This is a genomic window from Nocardioides sp. Z22_16, assembly GCF_058134365.1.
In genome coordinates, this window is record NZ_JBYTTI010000002.1 from 814,368 (window position 1) to 830,647 (window position 16,280).

Below are 16,280 nucleotides of genomic sequence, written 5' to 3' on the forward strand. Positions count from 1 at the left end.
CCTGCCCATGCAGACTGAGGTCATCCGGGCGGCGGGTGGGGAGCTCAACCCCCTCATCCCGCACCCGATCGAGATCGTCCTCGCGGCCGTCTTCTTCATCGTCCTCGTGGCGCTCGTGAAGAAGTTCGTCATGCCGGCCTTCGAGGAGGCGTACGCCGAGCGGACCGCCGCCATCGAAGGCGGCCTGGCCGCGGCGGAGAACAAGCAGGCCGAGGCCGACGCCAAGCTCGCCGAGCTCGAGAAGCAGCTCGGCGACGCCCGGCACGAGGCCGCGCGCATCCGTGAGGAGGCGCGTGAGCAGGGTGCTGCCATCGTCGCCGAGATGCGTGACCAGGCCCAGGCCGAGGCCACGCGCATCGTCGAGCACGGCAAGACCCAGATCGAGGCGGAGCGCCAGCAGGCGGTCACCTCGCTGCGGGCAGAGGTCGGAGTCCTGGCGACGGGGCTCGCCGGTCGGATCGTCGGTGAGAGCCTGGACGACGAGGCGCGCCAGCAGCGCGTCGTCGACCGCTTCCTCGCCGAGCTGGAAGGCGCCAACTGATGTCTTTCCGGGGTGCTTCTGCCGAGGCGTACGTCGCACTGTCCAGGGCGGCTGACGCCGCCCTGGCCGGTGGGGCCGACGCCGCGCAGGTCGGGCACGACCTGTTCTCGGTGGCCGAGGTGCTGCGCGGTGAGCCGGGCCTGCGCCGGGTGGTGACCGATGTCTCGGTCGACTCCACGGCGAAGACCGGCCTCGTGCGGCAGCTCTTCGGCACCAAGGTCTCCGCGGCCGCCCTCGAGCTCGTCGCCGAGGCGGTGTCGTACCGCTGGACCCAGCCTCGCGACCTCGCCCTGGCGCTCGAGGAGCTGGGGGTGACCTCCGTGGTGAGGTCCGCCGGGTCCGACTCCGGCCGTCTCGCCGACGAGCTCTTCTCCTTCGCGGAGCTGCTCGAGGCCAACCCCGACCTGCGCAGCGCGCTGTCCGACCCCGCACGGTCGATCCAGGACAAGCGTGACCTGCTGCGTGGGCTGCTGGACGGCAAGGCGCTCCCGGCGACGCTCACCCTGGTCGACCAGTCGCTGGCCGGCACGCACCGCACCGTGGGTGCCGCCCTCGTGGCCTACCAGCACCTGGCGGCCTCGATCCACGGCCAGAAGGTCGCGACCGTGCGAGTCGCCCAGCAGCTCTCCACGGGCGACCAGGAGCGGCTGGTGGCGGCGCTGCGGCGCCAGTACGACCGTGAGATCCAACTGAACGTCGTCGTCGACCCCGCGGTCATCGGCGGGATCCGTGTCGAGGTCGGTGACGACGTCATCGACGGCACGGTGGCCTACAAGCTCGACGACGCCCGTCGCGCGCTTGCCGGCTGAGCCGGACCACCAGGGTCCACCCACTCAAGAACTTCGAGCACACGAAAGTAAGGATGAGGAAATGACGGAGCTTTCGATCCGTCCGGACGAGATCCGGGACGCTCTGCAGCGCTTCGTGTCGGACTACACGCCCGAGACAGCCAGCCGCGAAGAGGTCGGCACCGTGGCCGAGGCTTCGGACGGTATCGCCCGCGTGAGCGGCCTGCCCTCCGTCATGGCCAACGAGCTGCTTGAGTTCGAGGACGGGACGCTGGGCATCGCGCTCAACCTCGACACCCGCGAGATCGGTGTCGTCGTCCTCGGTGACTTCGACAAGATCGAGGAGGGCCAGAAGGTCCGCCGGACCGGGGAGATCCTCTCGGTCCCCGTCGGCGAGGGCTACCTCGGTCGCGTCGTGGACCCGCTCGGCACCCCGATCGACGGCCTGGGCGAGATCCACTCCGACGAGCGTCGTGCCCTCGAGCTCCAGGCGCCCGACGTGATGCAGCGCAAGTCGGTCCACGAGCCCCTCGCGACCGGGATCAAGGCCATCGACTCGATGACCCCGATCGGCCGCGGCCAGCGCCAGCTCATCATCGGCGACCGGGCGACCGGCAAGACCACGATCGCCATCGACACGATCATCAACCAGAAGCAGAACTGGGAGTCCGGGGACCCGGACAAGCAGGTGCGCTGCATCTACGTCGCCATCGGTCAGAAGGGCTCGACCATCGCCTCCGTGCGTGGCGCCCTCGAGGAGGCCGGCGCGCTGGAGTACACCACCATCGTCGCCTCGCCCGCCTCGGACTCGGCCGGCTTCAAGTACCTCGCGCCCTACACCGGCTCGGCGATCGGCCAGCACTGGATGTACGCCGGCAAGCACGTCCTGATCGTCTTCGACGACCTGACCAAGCAGGCCGAGGCCTACCGTGCCGTGTCGCTGCTGCTGCGTCGCCCGCCGGGCCGTGAGGCCTACCCCGGCGACGTCTTCTACCTGCACAGCCGGCTGCTCGAGCGCTGCGCCAAGCTCTCCGACGAGATGGGCAAGGGCTCGATGACGGGTCTGCCGATCATCGAGACCAAGGCCAACGACGTCTCGGCGTTCATCCCGACCAACGTCATCTCGATCACCGACGGGCAGATCTTCCTCCAGTCCGACCTGTTCGCCGCCAACCAGCGCCCCGCGATCGACGTGGGTGTCTCGGTGTCGCGGGTGGGCGGCTCGGCCATGACGAAGGCGATGAAGGCCGTCACCGGCTCGCTCAAGGTCGACCTGGCCCAGTTCCGGGCCATGGAGGCCTTCGCGATGTTCGCCTCCGACCTCGACGCCGCCTCGCGCCAGCAGCTGGACCGTGGACAGCGCCTGATGGCCCTGCTCAAGCAGCCGCAGTACTCGCCGTACCCCCTCGAGGAGATGACCGTCTCCCTGTGGATCGGCACCTCGGGCCGCCTGGACAAGGTGCCCACCGAGGACGTGCTGCGCTTCGAGACCGAGTTCCTCGACTACCTGCGCCGCTCGCACGAGGGCATCCTCGCGGGCATCCGGGAGACCCAGAAGTTCGAGGACTCGACGGAGTCGCAGCTGGCGTCGGCCTACGACTCCTTCCTCGACCAGTTCGAGACCTGGGACGGCCAGTCGATCAAGGCCGGCAAGGAGGAGCACGTCGCTCTCGAGGACGAGGACGTCGAGCAGGAGCAGATCGTCAAGCAGAAGCGGGGCTGAGGGATGGCTCTCTCGGTACGTGAGTACCGCGCGCGGATCAAGTCGACGGAGTCGATGAAGAAGATCACGCGTGCCATGGAGCTCATTGCCGCGTCTCGCATCATCAAGGCGCAGCAGCGGGCCCAGGCGGCAGCGCCGTACGCCCGTGAGCTGACCCGCGCGGTGTCGGCGGTGGCGACGTTCTCGAACGTCGACCACCCGCTGACCACCGAGCCGGAGAACGCGGCGCGCGCCGCGGTGCTGGTCGTCACCAGCGACCGCGGCCTCGCCGGCGCCTACTCCTCCAACGTGCTCAAGGAGGCCGAGCGCCTCGTCGAGAAGCTGAGGGTGGAGGGCAAGGAGGTCGACCTCTACGTCACCGGCCGCAAGGCGGAGGCCTACTTCAAGTTCCGCCAGCGCAAGGTCGTCCAGGCGTGGACCGGCTTCTCCGACCAGCCCACCTACGACGTGGCCGCCGACATCGGCGCGACCCTGATCGCCGCCTTCCTCAATGACGACGACACCGAGGCCGACCAGGACACCCCTCCGGGGGTCGACGAGGTCCACGTGGTCTTCACGAGGTTCCGCTCGATGCTCACCCAGGAGCCGCAGGCCGTGCGCCTGCTGCCGCTGGAGGTCGTCGAGGGCAACGAGGCACCGGAGGCGGGAGAGCTCCTGCCGCTCTACGAGTTCGAGCCGTCCGCGCAGGAGGTCCTCGACGCCCTCCTGCCGCGCTACGTCCAGAGCCGGATCTTCTTCGCCCTGCTGCAGGCCGCCGCTTCCGAGCTGGCAGCCCGACAGAAGGCGATGAAGTCGGCCACCGACAACGCCGACGAGCTCATCAAGAAGTACAAGCGAATCGCCAACCAGGCCCGCCAGGCTGGCATTACCCAGGAAATCAGCGAGATCGTCGGTGGCGTCAACGCCCTTGCCGACGCGAACGCCGGCCAAGAGTGAATGCGGAGAAGAGAGACATGACTGCCACTGTTGAAGAGACCCGGTCTTCCGGCGCCGCCGGCGGTGTCGGACGGATCACGCGCGTCATCGGCCCGGTCGTCGACATCGAGTTCCCCACCGACGCGATGCCGGCGATCTACAACGCCCTCAAGGTCGATCTGACCCTCGCCGGCGAGACCCAGACCATCACCCTCGAGGTGGCCATGCACATCGGGCACGGCATGGTGCGTGCCATCTCGATGAAGCCGACCGACGGCCTGGTCCGCGGTTCGCAGGTGCGCGACACCGGCGGGCCCATCTCGGTGCCCGTGGGCGACGTGACCCTGGGCAAGGTGTTCAACACCACCGGTGACTGCCTCAACCTCGCCGAGGGCGAGACCCTCGAGGTGACCGAGCGCTGGGGGATCCACCGCAAGGCTCCTGCCTTCGACCAGCTGGAGTCCAAGACCCAGATGTTCGAGACGGGGATCAAGGTCATCGACCTGCTCACCCCCTACGTCCAGGGCGGCAAGATCGGCCTGTTCGGTGGTGCCGGGGTCGGCAAGACCGTGCTCATCCAGGAGATGATCGCCCGCGTCGCCAAGGACCACGGCGGTGTGTCGGTCTTCGCCGGCGTCGGTGAGCGCACCCGTGAGGGCAACGACCTCATCGTCGAGATGGAGGAGGCCGGCGTCATCGGCCAGACCGCCCTCGTCTTCGGCCAGATGGACGAGCCGCCGGGCACCCGGCTGCGGGTCGCCCTGGCCGCGCTGACGATGGCGGAGTACTTCCGCGACGTGCAGCAGCAGGACGTGCTGCTCTTCATCGACAACATCTTCCGGTTCACCCAGGCCGGGTCCGAGGTGTCGACGCTGCTCGGCCGCATGCCGTCCGCGGTGGGCTACCAGCCCAACCTGGCCGACGAGATGGGTCAGCTCCAGGAGCGGATCACCTCGACGCGTGGTCACTCGATCACCTCGATGCAGGCGATCTACGTGCCCGCCGACGACTACACCGACCCGGCGCCGGCGACCACCTTCGCCCACCTGGACGCGACCACCGAGCTCTCCCGCGAGATCGCGTCGCTGGGTATCTACCCGGCCGTGGACCCGCTGACCTCGACGTCGCGGATCCTCGATCCGCAGTACATCGGCAAGGAGCACTACGACTGCGCCATCCGGATCAAGCAGATCCTGCAGCGCAACAAGGAGCTCCAGGACATCATCGCGATCCTCGGTGTCGACGAGCTCTCCGAGGAGGACAAGGTCATCGTCTCCCGGGCCCGCCGCATCCAGCGGTTCCTGTCCCAGAACACCTACGTCGCCAAGCAGTTCACCGGCATCGAGGGCTCCACCGTCCCGGTCAAGGACACCATCGAGGCGTTCAACAAGATCGCCGACGGTGAGTACGACCACGTGGCCGAGCAGGCGTTCTTCATGTGCGGCGGTCTCGACGACGTCGAGGCCAAGTGGGCCGAGATCCAGAAGAACCTGTGATGGCGTCCGACTCGTTGCTCCAGGTGGAGCTCGTCGCCGCCGACCGCCTCGTGTGGTCGGGGCAGGCGAAGATGGTCATCGCGCGCACCACGGAGGGCGACGTGGGCATCCTGCCCCGTCATGCTCCGATGCTCTCGGTGATCATCGAGGGGGTCGTGGACGTGCAGACGGCGGAAGGCGAGACCTGGGTCGCCGCCGTCGACGCGGGGTTCCTCTCGGTGGCCGACAACCGGGTCTCGATCCTTTCGGAGCGTGCGGAGATGTCGCACGAGATCGACCTGGAGAAGGCCCGCGCGGAGTACGACCGGGTGAAGCAGGCCGGCGAGAACGACGACGCGTCGGCCGAGGCCCTGCGTCGCGCCGAGGCTCGCATCCGTGCAGTGGAGCGGGCTTCCTGACGACGCGCTGAACCACACCAGTAGGGTGAGCACACGGGTAGCCGTGGGCTCACCCTGCTGCATTTCCGGGGGCCGATTCCGTGAGGAGGTGGGATGCCGACCTGGCTCGTGGTCCTCGACGTGATCGGGGTGCTCCTGATCCTGGTTCTCTGCTACGGCGTCGCCCTGATCGTGCGCCGCCGGGCACTGTCCCGCCACGGAGGCACGTTCGAGCTCAGCCACCGCGCGCACAACGAGCGTCCCGGTCGAGGATGGGTCCTGGGGCTCGGCAGGTATACCGGTGACTCCCTGGAGTGGTTCCGGATCTTCTCGCTCTCGCCCAGGCCCTCCCACGTGTGGGTGCGGGAGCAGATCAGCTATGCCGGCCAGCGGCCTCCCGAGGGGCCCGAGCAGCTCTCGCTCTACGCCGACCACGTCGTGGTCTCCTGCACCACTCCGGACGGGACGGTCGAGCTGGCGATGAGCCGCTCCTCGCTCACGGGCTTCCAGGCGTGGCTCGAGGCGGGCCCCCCGGGCACCAACTGGGACCTCCGGCCGGTGCGCTGAGCCGGGTCAGTTCCGCTCGCCGCCGGGCACCCACAGCACGTCACCCTGCTCGGCATTGGCGTGCCGGGCCAGGATGAAGAGCAGGTCCGAGAGCCGGTTCAGATAGGTGATGGCCAGCACGTTCATGACCGCCTCGTGCTCGGCCCAGGCCGCCCAGGCCGACCGCTCGGCCCGTCGCACCACGGTGCGCGCGACGTGCAGGTGCGCGGCTCCGGGCGTCCCGCCGTTGAGGATGAAGGAGCGCAGGTTCGGCAGGCTCTCGTTGAACCGGTCGCACCAGCCCTCCAACCGGTCGACGTACGCCTGCTCGATCCGCAGCGGCGGGTACTCGGGGTCGGGGACGACCGGGGTGCACAGGTCGGCGCCCACGTCGAAGAGGTCGTTCTGGATCCTCGTGAGGACTCGGTCGACCTCCCCGTCCAGCCCGCCGGTGGCCAGCGCGACGCCGATCGCGGCGTTCGCCTCGTCCACGTCGGCGTACGCGGCGAGCCGCAGGTCTGTCTTCGACGTCTCGCTCATGTCGCCGAGGCGGGTGGTCCCGGCGTCGCCGGTGCGGGTGTAGATGCGGGTGAGGTTGACCATGGCGGGGAGCCTAGCCCGGCGCCCGTGCGTCGCGGGGATCCGCTGGCACTTCAGCCCCACTGGCCCCGGGTGTTGCTCACGTCACATTACCGACGGGTCGAGGGGGCCAGTGTCCGGTTATCGACCACACGGTCGCCACGCCCACGGAATGTTGTGGATCGAGCACAACCCGCTGGGGTAGTTATTCGTCATAGAGGTCGAGTGCACGTCACACCGGGGTGACGTGCCGGACCAGCTGGAGGCGTCGGGGGACATCTCCAACGACCGGCGATCGGGCGCCGGGAAGGGGCAGGCCATGGAGATCATCGCCGACGGACCGACACTCCTCCTACGAGGTGACTTCGACGTGCGCAGCACGCTCGAGGTCCGCAACGCCGTCTACGCGCACCTCGAGCGCCACCGGCAGGACGACGTGGTCGTCGACCTCACCGGCGTGAGCGCCGTGGACGTCACCGCCCTGCGGCTGCTGGCGGTCGCGACGCGGCAGGCCCTCCGGGAGGGGCACCACCTCACCCTGCGGGGCTGCGGACCCGCGGTGCGCCGGATGCTCCACCTCTCGGGCCTGGTCAGGGTGCTGGAGGTGGAGCGCCCGGCCGCCACCGCCTGAGTGCTGTTTCCCACAACGAGACCGGGCACCTGGCTGTCGCCCTGCCCTTAGCATCCTGTCTATGACTGAGCCCCTGCACGCCAAGGATCGTCCCTGGGTGATGCGCACGTACGCCGGCCACTCGACCGCCACGGCGTCCAACGCGCTCTACCGCAACAATCTCGCCAAGGGACAGACCGGCCTGTCGGTCGCCTTCGACCTGCCGACGCAGACCGGGTACGACCCCGACTCGCCGCTCAGCAGGGGAGAGGTCGGCAAGGTCGGCGTCCCGGTTCCCCATCTCGGCGAGATGCGTCGCCTCTTCGACGACATCCCGCTCACCGAGATGAACACCTCGATGACCATCAACGCCACCGCGATGTGGCTGCTGGCGATGTACCAGGTGGTCGCGGAGGAGCAGAACCCCGGGCTCGAGCCCGCCGAGGTGGCGGCGCAGCTGGCCGGCACCACCCAGAACGACATCATCAAGGAGTACCTCTCCCGAGGGACCTACGTCTTCGGGCCCGAGCACTCCATGCGGCTGACCGCCGACATGATCGCCTACACGGTCAACAACATCCCCAAGTGGAACCCGATCAACATCTGCAGCTACCACCTGCAGGAGGCCGGGGCGACCCCGGCCCAGGAGCTGGCCTACGCGCTCTGCACCGCGATCGCGGTCCTGGACTCGGTCCAGGCGACCGGCCAGGTCTCCGAGGACGACTTCGAGAAGGTCGTGGGTCGGATCTCGTTCTTCGTCAACGCCGGGGTGCGCTTCGTCGAGGAGACCTGCAAGATGCGGGCCTTCGTGCAGCTGTGGGACGAGATCACCCGGGAGCGGTACGGGGTCCAGGACCCGAAGATGCGCCGGTTCCGCTACGGCGTCCAGGTCAACTCCCTGGGCCTGACCGAGGCGCAGCCGGAGAACAACGTGCAGCGGATCGTGCTGGAGATGCTGGGCGTGACCCTCTCCAAGAACGCCCGCGCGCGGGCGGTCCAGCTGCCGGCGTGGAACGAGGCGCTCGGGCTGCCGCGTCCCTGGGACCAGCAGTGGTCGCTGCGGCTCCAGCAGGTCCTGGCCTTCGAGTCCGACCTGCTCGAGTACGAGGACATCTTCGAGGGCAGTCACGTCATCGAGGCCAAGGTCGCCGACCTGGTCGCCGCCGCGCGGGCCGAGATGGACCGGGTCCAGGCGATGGGCGGGGCGATCGCCGCCGTCGAGTCGGGCTACATGAAGTCCGCGCTGGTCTCCGCCCACGCTGCTCGCCGGGCGCGCATCGAGGCGGGGGAGGAGATCGTCGTCGGTGTCAACAAGTTCGAGACGACCGAGCCGTCGCCGCTGACCGCCGACCTGGACGGGGCCATCCAGACCGCCGACCCGGCCGCGGAGGAGGCCGCCCGCGAGAGCGTGCGCTCCTGGAAGGAGCAGCGTGACGAGGCCGAGGTGGCCGCGGCGCTCGAGCAGCTGGCTGCGGACGCCAAGACGGAGAAGAACCTGATGGAGGCCACGCTCGCCGCGGCGCGCGCCGGTGCCACCACCGGCGAGTGGGCCGGCACCCTGCGGGAGGTCTTCGGCGAGTTCCGCGCCCCGACCGGCGTGCAGGGCGCAGTCGGCGCCGCCGAGGCCGGCACCGAGCTCAGCGCCGTCCGCGAGCGGGTTCGGGCGACCGGCGAGGAGCTGGGAGGGCGCCTGCGGCTGCTGGTGGGCAAGCCCGGCCTCGACGGGCACAGCAACGGTGCCGAGCAGGTGGCCGTCCGCGCCCGGGATGCCGGCTTCGAGGTCATCTACCAGGGCATCCGGTTGACCCCGGAGCAGATCGTCGCGGCCGCGGTGGCCGAAGACGTGCACTGCGTCGGCCTCTCGATCCTCTCCGGCTCGCACATGGAGCTGGTGCCGGCGGTCCTGGAGGGGCTGCGCGAGTCCGGGCTGGCGGAGCTCCCGGTCATCGTCGGGGGGATCATCCCGGAATCCGACGGCAAGGCGCTGCTGGCCCAGGGGGTGGCGGCGGTCTACACGCCCAAGGACTTCGGCCTGACCGAGATCATGGCCGACCTCGTCGAGGTCATCCGCCGGGCCAACGGGCTGGACTGACACGAACGCGGGGCCCGCACGCGGGCCCCGCGGAGCACCGGCCGGCGGCGGTGCGTGATCCGTCTCACACAGGTAAGGCTGCCCTCATCTCTGCTACCGTGCCCGGGTGGGCAAGGGGAAGAAGAAGCCGAAGGCGGAGGACGTCGCCAGGCTGCCCAAGAAGAAGTGCTGCGAGTCCAAGCCCCGGTGTGGTCGTTGCCCGCTCCGCATGCTCAAGGAGGGCACCCTCCCGGAGGGTTACACCGTCCACAAGCGCAAGCTGGTGAAGGTCGAGGAGAAGCCGACCCGCCAGGTCGAGAAGTCCGGCAGGCCGGGCCGCAAGTCCACCGCCGCCTGAGGCCGGGCCGAGCGCCCCTCAGAAGAGCCGGTGCTCGGAGTCGTCCATGCCGCGCAGTGCGTCGTAGTCGACGACCGCGCAGGCGATGCCGCGGTCGGTGGCCAGCACCCGGGCCTGGGGCTTGATCTCCTGCGCGGCGAAGATGCCGCGCACCCGGCCCTTGGCGCAGAGCAGGGGGTCCCGGTTGAGCAGCTCGAGGTAGCGGGTCAGCTGCTCGACGCCGTCGATGTCGCCGCGCCGCTTCACCTCGACCGCGACGCTGACGCCGTCCTGGTCGCGGCACATCAGGTCCACCGGCCCGATGGCGGTCGGGAACTCCCGACGCACCAGGGTCAGGCCGTCCGCGAGGGCGGCGGGGTGCTCGGCGAGCAGCTCCTGCAGGTGCTTCTCGACCCCGTCCTTCTGGAGCCCGGGGTCGATCCCCAGCTCGTGCCGGGAGTCGTGGTGGACCTCGTCGATGAGGATCCGCAGCGTGTCGCCGTTCTTGCCCGTGACCGTCCACTCCACGACGTCCGCGCCCTCGACCTCGACGGTGCCCTCGCGGACCGTGCAGGGAGGGGACATCCAGTTCAACGGCTTGTAGGAGCCGCCGTCGCTGTGTACCAGCACCGAGCCGTCCGACTTGAGCATCAGCACCCGCGTGGCCATCGGGAGGTGCGCGGTCAGGCGGCCGGCGTAGTCGACCTGGCAGGTGGCAACGACGAGTCTCACGGGGAGGCAATCTACCCGGCGGACGGCGCCACGGTTCGGCGGCCGGGTCGCGGCCGGGGGGCCCACCGCACCGGACCGCCTGTGGTGCGGATCTCCACGTCCAGCAGGTGAGCCGGGACTACCGGTCGGTACGTGCGTGTCATCATGCCGCCATGACTGAGACCGCAGCCTCGAACGAGCAGATCAGCGACACCCTGGTCCTGCCCTATCTCAACCACGCCCTGCGCATGTACGCCGAGGGCTACGCCTCCCGCGCCGACATCGATGCGGCCATGCGCTTCGGATGCGGTTACCCGGTCGGCCCGCTGGCGGCCGTGGAGGAGCAGGGGCTCGAGTCCGTGCGCGACCAGCTGGCGGCCCTGTTCGCCCGGACCGGCGACGAGCTGCACCGCCCCGCCGAGCTGCTTGAGGGCCGGGTCGCCTCCGGTGCCACCGCCCTCGAGGGGAGCGGCTCCGCCCCGGCGGCGGCGGAGCCCCAGCTGCGCCACGAGATCGCCAAGGTGGGCGTCGTGGGCACCGGGACGATGGCCTCGGGCATCGTCGAGGTCTTCGCCAAGAGCGGGTACGACGTGGTCTACGTCGGCCGGAGCCAGGAGAAGCTCGACGGCGTGGTCGCCCTGATCACCAAGTCGCTGGACAAGGCGGTCTCCCGCGGCAAGCTCGACGAGTCGGCCAAGGCCGAGGTGCTGGGCAGGCTCACCGGCGCGACCAGCCGTGAGGCGCTCGCCGACGTCGACCTGGTCGTCGAGGCGATCGCGGAGGACCTCGCGGTCAAGACCCAGCTCTTCGCCGACCTGGACCGCATCTGCAAGCCCGGGACGATCCTCGCCACCACCACCTCGTCGCTGCCGATCTCGCAGTGCGCGGCGGCCACGGCGCGTCCGGAGTGGGTCATCGGGATGCACTTCTTCAACCCGGCTCCGGTCATGAAGCTGGTCGAGGTGGTCACCACCGAGCTGACCGACCCCGTCGTCGACGAGACCGTCCGCGCGCTCTGCGGGCGGGTGGGCAAGGTCGCGGTCTCCTGCGGCGACCGTGCCGGCTTCATCGTCAACGCGCTGCTCTTCCCCTACCTCAACGACGCGGTGAAGATGCTGGAGTCGGGTGAGGCGGAGATGACCACCATCGACGCCGTGATCAAGGAGCGTGCCGGCTTCCCGATGGGGCCGTTCGAGCTCCTCGACGTCGTCGGCAACGACGTCTCGCTCGCGATCCAGAAGGAGCTCCACGCCGAGTTCAAGCACGCCGGCTTCGCGCCGGCCCCGCTGCTCGAGCAGGTCGTCGCGGAGGGCCGCCTGGGCCGCAAGACCAAGCGCGGCTTCCACGACTACTCCTAGTCGTGCCGACTCAGCGGATGTCGGTGACGATGGCGGCGAGCCGGGCGCGGGTGTTGATCTCGAGCTTGCGGTAGATGTGCCCCAGGTGGGTGTCGACCGTTCGGGGGGAGACGAAGAGCTCCTCGGCGATCTGGCGGCTGGTGAGGCCGTCCGCCACCCGGTGCGCGACCTGTTGCTCCGCCGGGGTCAGCTGGTCGAGCGGGGAGGACCCTTCCGGGGCGGCGCCCGGCTGCACGAGAGTGGTCATCAGCCGGATGACCTCGGCCAGCCCGGCCGGCGTCAGGTGACCGTCCTCCACCCATCCCGGCGGGGCCGACCGCGCGGGGACGGGCCGGCACCGCGCGGCGATCCCCCACGCGACCGCCTGACGGGCCCGCCGGATCTCGGCCGCGGCGGCCGCGAGGAGCCGGGAGTCCCGGTGCTCGAGGAGAGCGGCGATCCCGGCGAGGCCGTCCAGCACGTCGGCGACGCGTAGCGGCATCGGCATCGCCGTGGCGCGCTCGAGCGCCGCCAGGAACGTGTGCGCGGACTGAGGGAGGTCCCGGTCGGCCAGCAGGGAGTGCGCGAGGATGATCCGGGCCTCCACGGCGTCGCGTCCCAGCATGCTGCTGTCGGCCAGGACCACGACATCGGCGGCGAGACCGGCGGCGTGGGCGGCATCACCCGCCTCCAGGAGGTCCCGGGCGTCCTGCACGAGCACCGGCAGCCTGACCGCCCACGGGAGGCTCTCCCGCTCGGTGGTGGTGACCGGGGCGTCCGGGTCGACCTGGCGCAGGAGTGTCTCGGCCAGGAGCCGGACCCGGTCCTCGGCCAGCTGGCGGGACTCCGCGACGGCCGTACGTGCGGCCGCCTCGGCCTCGGCGAGGCGGCCCTGCTCCAGCGCCACCCGACCCAGCAGGGTGCGGGCGGAGAGGCTGATCCAGCGCTCGTCGCTGCCGTCGTGGGTCGGGATGATCTCTCCCGCCAACACGACGGCGGCCGCCAGCTCGCCGCGGGAGACCAGGGCGTCGATGAGGGTGCGGGTGGCCTGCCTCGCGATCGAGCGCCCGGTCGTGTCGAGCTCCATGGCCCGGCGGGCCTCGGCCTCGGCGCGGGCGAAGTCACCCGCGTCCAGGTGCATCTCAGCCCGGATGGAGGCGGTGCGGGCGAGCTCGAGGGCCGGCTCGGCGGCGGCGCGCGCGTGCTCGTCGGCCCGGTCCAGCAGCCAGAGCCCCTCGTAGGTGCCGCGGACCTCGGAGGCAGCGATCCCGGCGCGCCGTGCGACCTGGGCGCCGATGGCACCGGGCCCGTCGCCACTGACCAGCACCCCCTCGAGGATCTCCACCGCCTCCCGGGCGCGCATGGCGGTGTAGAGCGAGGAGAAGATCCGGTTGGCGAGCTGGTAGCCGAGGTCGCGGGTCGTGGCGTCCGCCGCGGCGGCCTCGATGGCGGCACGCATCGCGGGGAGGTCGGGGAGCCAGGGTGCGTCCCCGGCGCCGAAGTTGGTGTGGTCGGGAGCCACCCGGTCCGCCCAGGCCATCAGGCCCCGGAGCGCCTCGGGCGCGTCGCCGTGCTGCGCGGCCAGGTGGGCACCGTGGTGGCGGATGGGGGAGAGCATGTCGAACCTCCCGTCCGCCAGGACCTCCACGAGGCTGACCCGGGCCAGCCCCGCGGCCAGCGAGGCGGCCTCGGCGCGGTCGGTCGCGGTGATCGCGCCGAGCACGTCGATCGAGACGGGGAACGGCATCTGGGCAAGCCGCCGGAAGCATCGCTGCCGGTCCGGGTCCAGGAGGTCGTAGGAGGCCTGCACCGCGGTGGCCAGCGAGGCGGCAGGCGCCGCGTTGGTGACGCCGAGCAGCGCGATCTGGGCTGCCGTCTGCTCGATGATCAGCGGGAGCCCACCGGTCGCCCGGAGCAGACGGCGCACCACGCCCTCGTGCCCCTGGAGGTCCTGGGGGCGGCCGCCGGCGGAGACCACCCTGGAGCACAACAGCTCGAAGGCCGGGCCCTCCAGCGGATCCCGGGGGCCTGGCACCGGCAGCGGCCCCAGGCGCAGCACGCGCTCGTCGGGCTGCCCGGACATGGCGCGCGCCGTCACCGCGAGCCGGACCCCGCTGGTCGCCTCCACCACCTTCTGCAGGCTGACGCCCAGCTCGTGGTGGTCGACCTCGAGGCCGTCGACCACCAGGACCGTGTCGGTGCCGTCCACCGCGCGGCGCAGGGCGCCTTCGTAGCTGTCGCCCGGCGCGGTGTCGGCGTCCAGCTGGCGCAGGCAGGCGCGCAGCACCTCCTCCGCGCAGCGCAGGCCGGCGGCGTTGACCCAGGCGATCTCCGACCGTCCGTCCAGCACGTGGCGCACCAGCAGGGTCTTGCCGCAGCCGGGGGGTCCCACGACGCTGACCCACCGAGAGGCCGCCAGAGCCCTCTCGAGTGATCCCCGGGCCTTCTCCCGGCCCACGCACGGTGTCAGCACCCTAGGAATCTATCGGTTACCGACGCGGATTACGTAGGACTACGGATGTGCGGGCCCCCGGACGCGCGAGAGGGTGGGGCCACGCTCGCCGGAGCCGGCCCGATCGGGGGACGGGCCGGACCCCGCGAGCGGGACCGTTCGGCGCGCCGGATCCGCTTCCGCTCCCACGTAGGCTGACTCCATGGAATACCTGCTGCTCGTGCTCGTGGTGATGGCCGCCGTGGGCGCCGTCGCGGTCGGTTCACGCTCCTCGCGTCGCCGACAGGAGAAGAGAGCCGCCGCCGAGCTCGCGCCGGTGCGGCGACTGGTCGACGAGGACGTGACCGCCCTGGGCGTCGAGCTGCAGGAGCTCGACCTCGACGTGAGCGCGCACGAGCTCGACGCAGGTGCCCGGGCCGACTACCAGCGGGCGCTGGACGCCTACGAGTCGGCCAAGGCGGCCACCGAGAGACTCACCGCCCCCGAGCAGGTCAGGCACGTCACCGAGATCCTGGAGGACGGCCGCTATGCCATGGCGTGCGTCCGCGCCCGGGTCGCCGGCGAGCCGCTGCCGACGCGTCGTCCGCCGTGCTTCTTCGACGCCCGGCACGGGCTCTCCGTGGCCGACGTCGCCTGGACGCCGCCCGGCGGCGCCGTGCGCGAGGTCCCCGCGTGTGCCCTCGACCTCGAGCGCGTGCGGGCCGGCGCCGAGCCGGACGTGCGCAAGGTGATGGTCGGGACGCAGCGGGTGCCCTACTGGCAGGGGGGCAAGGCATACCAGCCCTACGCGATGGGCTACTACGGTGCCTTCGGCCCGATGCAGTGGATGTTCATGGGCATGATGTTCAGCGGGGGCCTCGACGGGCTCGGCGAGGGGCTGGGCGCACTGGGCGAGGGCGTCGGCGACATGCTGGGCGGCATCGGCGAGGGCCTCGGCGACATGTTCGACGGCTTCGACTTCTGAGCGTGACGCAGCAGAGCCCCTCGACGGGGGCCCACGACCTGCACACCGTGGAGCTGGGCGACTCCGGCCCGCCGGTGGTCTTCTGCCACGGCCTCTTCGGGCAGGGCCGGAACTGGACCCAGCTCGGCAAGCGGACGGCGTCGGCGGGGCGCCGGGTCACCCTGGTCGACCTGCCCAACCACGGACGGTCGGCCTGGACCTCGCAGCTCGACCTGGTCGCCGACGCCGACCTGGTCGCCGGCCTGCTGGACGAGACGGAGCCCGCTGCCCTGGTCGGCCACTCGATGGGGGGGAAGGTCGCGATGCTGACCGCCCTGCGCCACCCCGAGCGGGTGGCGCGGCTCTGCGTGGTCGACATCGCCCCCGTCGCCTATCGACGGGTCGGCGAGTTCGCCGGCTTCATCGAGGCGATGCAGGGCATCGACCTCGGTCGGCTCTCCCGACGCGACGAGGCGGACGAGCAGCTGGCCGGGGCCGTGCCGGACCCGTCGGTGCGCGGCTTCCTCCTGCAGAACCTGCGCCGTGACGGGGACCGGTGGCGCTGGCAGGTCAACCTGGAGCTGCTGGGGCGCCAGCTCGACGTGATCGGCGGATGGCCCGACGCCGGGCTCGCCGGGCACCCGTCCTACGACGGCCCGGTGCTCTGGGTGGCCGGGGCCGACTCCGACTACGTCGGGGACGAGCACGCCGCCGAGATGGAACGGCTCTTTCCCCGGGTGCGACGGGTCACGGTGAAGAAGGCCGGGCACTGGGTCCACTCCGAGCAGCCCGACGTCTTCTTCGAGGTGCTGGCCCGGTTCCTCGGGCTCGACGCCTCGCCGCGCTGAGGCGCA

16 protein-coding genes are annotated in these 16,280 nt (G+C 70.8%); 13 read left to right on the forward strand and 3 right to left on the reverse strand.

What is annotated here, in order from left to right; all coding sequences use genetic code 11:
* Window positions 1-7 precede the first annotated feature (7 nt).
* The 7 genes from AC3X7R_RS08160 to AC3X7R_RS08190 all read left to right on the forward strand — a co-directional run bounded on the left by AC3X7R_RS08160 (window position 8) and on the right by AC3X7R_RS08190 (window position 6,407).
* Window positions 8-541, forward strand: coding sequence for a F0F1 ATP synthase subunit B (locus tag AC3X7R_RS08160; protein ID WP_489965087.1), 534 nt, complete (start codon window positions 8-10; stop codon window positions 539-541).
* Entirely contained in the window at window positions 541-1,350 is an 810-nt protein-coding gene (locus AC3X7R_RS08165) for a F0F1 ATP synthase subunit delta (protein ID WP_489965088.1), read from the forward strand. The genes AC3X7R_RS08160 and AC3X7R_RS08165 overlap by 1 nt, the downstream gene beginning before the upstream one ends.
* A gap of 61 nt (window positions 1,351-1,411) precedes the next feature.
* Window positions 1,412-3,052, forward strand: a complete 1,641-nt coding sequence (gene atpA, locus AC3X7R_RS08170; protein WP_489965089.1) for a F0F1 ATP synthase subunit alpha — start codon at window positions 1,412-1,414, stop codon at window positions 3,050-3,052.
* Window positions 3,053-3,055: 3 nt separating this feature from the next.
* Window positions 3,056-3,988, forward strand: a complete 933-nt coding sequence (locus AC3X7R_RS08175; RefSeq protein ID WP_489965090.1) for a F0F1 ATP synthase subunit gamma — start codon at window positions 3,056-3,058, stop codon at window positions 3,986-3,988.
* A 17-nt stretch (window positions 3,989-4,005) separates the two neighbouring features.
* A complete protein-coding gene (gene atpD, locus AC3X7R_RS08180) occupies window positions 4,006-5,463 on the forward strand; it encodes a F0F1 ATP synthase subunit beta (RefSeq protein WP_489965091.1) in 1,458 nt (485 codons plus the stop codon).
* Window positions 5,463-5,861, forward strand: coding sequence for a F0F1 ATP synthase subunit epsilon (locus tag AC3X7R_RS08185; protein WP_489965092.1), 399 nt, complete (start codon window positions 5,463-5,465; stop codon window positions 5,859-5,861). Before atpD ends, AC3X7R_RS08185 begins: the two co-directional genes overlap by 1 nt.
* Before the next feature lie 93 nt (window positions 5,862-5,954).
* Window positions 5,955-6,407, forward strand: a complete 453-nt coding sequence (locus AC3X7R_RS08190) for a DUF2550 domain-containing protein (protein WP_489965093.1) — start codon at window positions 5,955-5,957, stop codon at window positions 6,405-6,407.
* 6 nt (window positions 6,408-6,413) lie between these two features.
* On the opposite strand, the gene AC3X7R_RS08195 is transcribed toward AC3X7R_RS08190, so the two are convergent.
* The gene (locus tag AC3X7R_RS08195; protein WP_489965094.1) at window positions 6,414-6,989 is read right to left on the reverse strand and encodes a cob(I)yrinic acid a,c-diamide adenosyltransferase; all 576 of its coding nucleotides are present in this window, start codon (window positions 6,987-6,989) and stop codon (window positions 6,414-6,416) included.
* A gap of 223 nt (window positions 6,990-7,212) precedes the next feature.
* On the opposite strand from AC3X7R_RS08195, the gene AC3X7R_RS08200 reads away from it, so the two are divergent.
* The 3 genes from AC3X7R_RS08200 (at window position 7,213) to AC3X7R_RS08210 (ending at window position 10,004) form a co-directional block, all read left to right on the forward strand.
* Window positions 7,213-7,596, forward strand: coding sequence for an STAS domain-containing protein (locus AC3X7R_RS08200; RefSeq protein WP_489965095.1), 384 nt, complete (start codon window positions 7,213-7,215; stop codon window positions 7,594-7,596).
* A 61-nt stretch (window positions 7,597-7,657) separates the two neighbouring features.
* Window positions 7,658-9,667: a protein meaA gene (locus AC3X7R_RS08205; RefSeq protein ID WP_489965096.1), complete on the forward strand. Its 2,010-nt coding sequence runs from the start codon at window positions 7,658-7,660 to the stop codon at window positions 9,665-9,667.
* A gap of 106 nt (window positions 9,668-9,773) precedes the next feature.
* The gene (locus AC3X7R_RS08210; RefSeq protein WP_489965097.1) at window positions 9,774-10,004 is read left to right on the forward strand and encodes a hypothetical protein; all 231 of its coding nucleotides are present in this window, start codon (window positions 9,774-9,776) and stop codon (window positions 10,002-10,004) included.
* An 18-nt stretch (window positions 10,005-10,022) separates the two neighbouring features.
* On the opposite strand, the gene nucS is transcribed toward AC3X7R_RS08210, so the two are convergent.
* Window positions 10,023-10,715, reverse strand: coding sequence for an endonuclease NucS (gene nucS, locus AC3X7R_RS08215; RefSeq protein WP_489965098.1), 693 nt, complete (start codon window positions 10,713-10,715; stop codon window positions 10,023-10,025).
* 152 nt (window positions 10,716-10,867) lie between these two features.
* Here nucS and AC3X7R_RS08220 point away from each other — a divergent pair, with 152 nt between their 5' ends.
* Complete coding sequence (locus tag AC3X7R_RS08220; protein ID WP_489965099.1) at window positions 10,868-12,052, forward strand: 3-hydroxyacyl-CoA dehydrogenase NAD-binding domain-containing protein; 1,185 nt, start codon at window positions 10,868-10,870, stop codon at window positions 12,050-12,052.
* Window positions 12,053-12,062: 10 nt separating this feature from the next.
* Here the strand turns inward: AC3X7R_RS08220 and AC3X7R_RS08225 are convergent, their stop codons facing one another.
* On the reverse strand, window positions 12,063-14,423 hold the full coding sequence (locus AC3X7R_RS08225) for a LuxR C-terminal-related transcriptional regulator (protein WP_489965100.1): 2,361 nt from the start codon (window positions 14,421-14,423) through the stop codon (window positions 12,063-12,065).
* 262 nt (window positions 14,424-14,685) lie between these two features.
* Here AC3X7R_RS08225 and AC3X7R_RS08230 point away from each other — a divergent pair, with 262 nt between their 5' ends.
* Window positions 14,686-15,447, forward strand: a complete 762-nt coding sequence (locus AC3X7R_RS08230) for a hypothetical protein (RefSeq protein ID WP_489965101.1) — start codon at window positions 14,686-14,688, stop codon at window positions 15,445-15,447.
* A 2-nt stretch (window positions 15,448-15,449) separates the two neighbouring features.
* Window positions 15,450-16,274, forward strand: a complete 825-nt coding sequence (locus AC3X7R_RS08235) for an alpha/beta fold hydrolase (protein WP_489965102.1) — start codon at window positions 15,450-15,452, stop codon at window positions 16,272-16,274.
* Window positions 16,275-16,280 lie beyond the last annotated feature (6 nt).

Bases quoted from the DNA above. Each gene is read 5' to 3' on its own strand.
- AC3X7R_RS08160 (WP_489965087.1), top strand. From the start codon at position 8: ATGCAGACTGAGGTCATCCGGGCGGCGGGTGGGGAGCTCAACCCCCTC.
- AC3X7R_RS08165 (WP_489965088.1), top strand. From the start codon at position 541: ATGTCTTTCCGGGGTGCTTCTGCCGAGGCGTACGTCGCACTGTCCAGG.
- atpA (WP_489965089.1), top strand. From the start codon at position 1,412: ATGACGGAGCTTTCGATCCGTCCGGACGAGATCCGGGACGCTCTGCAG.
- AC3X7R_RS08175 (WP_489965090.1), top strand. From the start codon at position 3,056: ATGGCTCTCTCGGTACGTGAGTACCGCGCGCGGATCAAGTCGACGGAG.
- atpD (WP_489965091.1), top strand. From the start codon at position 4,006: ATGACTGCCACTGTTGAAGAGACCCGGTCTTCCGGCGCCGCCGGCGGT.
- AC3X7R_RS08185 (WP_489965092.1), top strand. From the start codon at position 5,463: ATGGCGTCCGACTCGTTGCTCCAGGTGGAGCTCGTCGCCGCCGACCGC.
- AC3X7R_RS08190 (WP_489965093.1), top strand. From the start codon at position 5,955: ATGCCGACCTGGCTCGTGGTCCTCGACGTGATCGGGGTGCTCCTGATC.
- AC3X7R_RS08195 (WP_489965094.1), bottom strand. From the start codon at position 6,989: ATGGTCAACCTCACCCGCATCTACACCCGCACCGGCGACGCCGGGACC.
- AC3X7R_RS08205 (WP_489965096.1), top strand. From the start codon at position 7,658: ATGACTGAGCCCCTGCACGCCAAGGATCGTCCCTGGGTGATGCGCACG.
- AC3X7R_RS08220 (WP_489965099.1), top strand. From the start codon at position 10,868: ATGACTGAGACCGCAGCCTCGAACGAGCAGATCAGCGACACCCTGGTC.
- AC3X7R_RS08230 (WP_489965101.1), top strand. From the start codon at position 14,686: ATGGAATACCTGCTGCTCGTGCTCGTGGTGATGGCCGCCGTGGGCGCC.